This window comes from Ereboglobus sp. PH5-10 (assembly GCF_029504735.1).
Taxonomy (GTDB): domain Bacteria; phylum Verrucomicrobiota; class Verrucomicrobiia; order Opitutales; family Opitutaceae; genus Ereboglobus.
The window spans coordinates 1-1,619 of record NZ_JAQFIP010000041.1 but is presented as its reverse complement, the minus strand read 5'-3'; the positions used below and the strand labels follow the sequence as shown (position 1 = coordinate 1,619).

The window sequence follows — 1,619 nt, the reverse complement described above, 5'->3', positions numbered from 1 at the left end:
CGCTCTCCGAGCGACGTCTCCGTCCCCGCAAAACCCCCATACACCGCCACGTTGTTCCTCAATGAAAAATGCTTCGTCCGGTTGTCTGCTTCGTTTCCGCCATTCGGCCTATCCACCGGCACATACGTCCCGCTCGCTATCCATACCTCGTTGTCGAAGCAGTTGTTTATCGCGTGCTGCACACTTGCGACCGCCGTCGCCCACGACGATCCGTCGTTCTCGTCACTGCCTGTCGTGCTCACGTAAACCCGCGGGCTCCTCACCTTGACAACCTCCGCCGGCTGCGGGTTGCCGTCCGCATCATATGCCACCATCACATACCAGCCATAGGTGTCCGCACCCGCGTTGAAGCTCCACGACGGCGTTGCCGTTTCACCGACCAGACTGTAGTCAACCGATTCGTTCCTCTTATAATACCATTCGTAACGCACGCCGTTGTTTGTGTTCGCCGATATCGTCACCGTGCTGCCCTTGACCGGTGTCTCACCCGATGCCTGCGGTTGGCTATCTATCGCCACCGCCGTCTGCCTCCACTCATATGCCCCGATTGTCGGCCGCATGGAGGAACGGGTTATACCACGATAATCGGACGCCGGAATCGTCACCCCCTCTGGTGCCTCCACCTGCGTCATCCCCGAATCAATTGCCGGGCTGCCTCCCAAAATATGCAACACCGTCGGCGTATTATTATAATCTCGCTGCACCAGCAGCAGCGGGTCGGCGTCGATGTTGCCTGTCCCCTCGTAGCCGCCCTGCACGATGCAGTGGCTCGCAGCCAGGCCGCTGGACACCATGTTCCCCCACACAATACAGTTGATCAATTGTTTGTTTGATCCCGATGCATATATGCCCGAGTTGCTGGCCGCGCTGTTTTCCACAATCGTGCAGTTCACCAGTGTCACCGAGCTGCCCGTTTGGACATGAACACCTCCGCCACTGCTCCTTGCAGTATTCCGATAAAACGTGCAGTTGCTCAGCGTCGTTGCTCCTCCCGCCAGATTCATTCCTCCTCCATTTACAGCAGTGCCATTCCTATAGAACGTGCAATTCTCATACACCGATCCCGTATTCGTTCCTTCATACACCGCCCCGCCCCCAGCATTACCTGATACAAGATCAGTGCCTGTAATGTTCCCCCTAAACACACAATCCCTCAGCACGGGCGCTGCCCCTTGGCTGTTATTTACGGCACCGCCGGAATAAGTCGCCCTGTTCCCGGAAAACACGCATCTGTTCAACACAGGCTTCGAGGCGCTGGCATTGTTCATGCCTCCTCCATAGTTTCCACTCCCGCCTCGTATTGTCACATCGTTAAGCGTGGCTGTGTTATCCAGCACCACCATCCCGCTCGGATGGTTAAACACTATTGTTGCATTTTCCCCATTGCCCGACAGACATTGCCCCGAGTCCGCATCATACACGTCGTTCCCGTTAAAGTCACCCGACAGGATCGTCTCGTTCGCCAGCAGGTCCCGCTCTCCGAGCGACGTCTCCGTCCCCGCAAAACCCCCATACACCGCCACGTTGTTCCTCAATGAAAAATGCTTCGTCCGGTTGTCTGCTTCGTTTCCGCCATTCGGCCTATCCACCGGCACATACGTCCCGCTCGCTATCCATAC

Annotated in this window: 1 protein-coding gene; it reads right to left on the bottom strand. The window is 56.8% G+C overall.

Translation table 11 applies throughout. The annotated features are described in order from the left end of the window. The coding region (locus M2447_RS13665; RefSeq protein ID WP_277559061.1) for a right-handed parallel beta-helix repeat-containing protein at nucleotides 1–1,619 on the bottom strand (1,619 nt) is incomplete at both ends.